This window comes from Streptomyces sp. NPDC059092, from assembly GCF_042756365.1.
Taxonomy (GTDB): domain Bacteria; phylum Actinomycetota; class Actinomycetes; order Streptomycetales; family Streptomycetaceae; genus Streptomyces.
Map to the genome: position 1 here is coordinate 40,018 of NZ_JBHZEJ010000076.1, position 1,536 is coordinate 41,553.

Here is a 1,536-nt window from a genome sequence, read left to right on the forward strand (position 1 = left end):
TGGTGGGTGGGGGGCCCCTTGGGCTCCCCACCCCGGATCGCCCCCGCCCCCCCTAAAAACAACACCGCCTCCGCGGTCGGGGGGGCCCCCGGGGCCCCGGGGTACGGGACGGACCGGAAACACACACCGGAATCAAACAGAGAGCACAACTGTCGAGAGAAAGGCGTCACCACACCGTGATCGTCCGATCGTTCAAGGACATCGAGAACACCGACCGTCATGTGAGGTCGGCCTCCGGCACCTGGGAGAGCAAGCGCATCGTGCTCGCCAAGGAGAAGGTCGGCTTCTCGCTGCACGAGACCGTCCTGTACGCGGGTACGGAGACGTCGATGTGGTACGCCAACCACATCGAGGCCGTCCTGTGCGTGGAGGGCGAGGCCGAACTCACCGACGAGGAGACCGGTGAGACCCACTGGATCTCCCCCGGCACGATGTATCTGCTCGACGGGCACGAGCGCCACACACTCCGCCCGAAGAGCGACTTCCGCTGCGTCTGCGTCTTCAATCCCCCTGTGACCGGGCGGGAGGACCACGACGAGAACGGTGTCTACCCGTTGCTGACCGAGGAGGGCTGACCATGACCACCACCACCCCCGTGCACACCACCGACCTGTACCCATCGCGCGGCCTCGGCGAGGTGACCACCCCGCGGCAGGACCCCGTCGTGTGGTCCGCCCCCGACACGCCGGGCCCGGTCTCCACGACCGACCTCGCGGGGTTCGAACGGGACGGTTTCCTCTCCGTCGACCAGCTCATCGGCCCGGACGAGGTGGCGCTCTACCGCGCCGAACTCGAACGGCTGATCAGCGACCCGGAGGTGCGCGCGGACGAGCGCTCGGTCATCGAGCCCAAGTCCCAGGCCGTACGGTCCGTCTTCGAGATCCACCGCATCAGTGAGATCTTCGCCGGGCTCGTACGCGACGAGCGGGTGGTGGGCCGGGCACGGCAGATCCTCGGTTCCGACGTCTACGTCCACCAGTCCCGGATCAACGTCAAGCCCGGCTTCGGCGCCTCCGGCTTCTACTGGCACTCGGACTTCGAGACCTGGCACGCGGAGGACGGGCTGGCGAACATGCGGACCGTCTCCGTCTCGATCGCGCTGACCGAGAACTTCGACACCAACGGCGGGCTGATGATCATGCCCGGGTCGCACCGGACCTTCCTGGGCTGCGCGGGCGAGACGCCGAAGGACAACTACCGGCAGTCGCTGAAGATGCAGGGTGCGGGTACGCCCTCCAACGAGGCGCTGACCAGCCTGGCCGAACAGCACGGCATACGGCTCTTCACGGGCAAGGCCGGGTCCGCGACCTGGTTCGACTGCAACTGCATGCACGGCTCGGGCGACAACATCACGCCGTACCCGCGCAGCAACGTCTTCATCGTGTTCAACAGCGTGGAGAACGCCGCGGTCGAGCCGTTCGCGGCGCCGGTGCGGCGGCCCGACTTCATCGGGGCGCGGGACTTCACCCCGGTGCGCTGACACCTCCGCGCCCTCGGGCGGCAGGGAGGAAGGGGCGTGGGGCCGGTCGTCAGGGG

2 protein-coding genes are annotated in these 1,536 nt (G+C 68.2%); both read left to right on the forward strand.

The window, feature by feature from the left end; genetic code table 11:
• The first annotated feature begins 176 nt into the window (after nt 1-176).
• Nucleotides 177-575: an ectoine synthase gene (locus ACFXPL_RS31610; protein WP_384926065.1), complete on the forward strand. Its 399-nt coding sequence runs from the start codon at nt 177-179 to the stop codon at nt 573-575.
• A gap of 2 nt (nt 576-577) precedes the next feature.
• Nucleotides 578-1,480 (forward strand): ectoine hydroxylase, encoded by a 903-nt coding sequence (gene thpD / locus ACFXPL_RS31615; RefSeq protein ID WP_384926067.1) that lies wholly within the window; start codon nt 578-580, stop codon nt 1,478-1,480.
• Nucleotides 1,481-1,536: the final 56 nt, after the last annotated feature.

Excerpts from the sequence above, each read along its gene's own strand:
- thpD (WP_384926067.1), top strand. The coding sequence starts at position 578 with ATGACCACCACCACCCCCGTGCACACCACCGACCTGTACCCATCGCGC.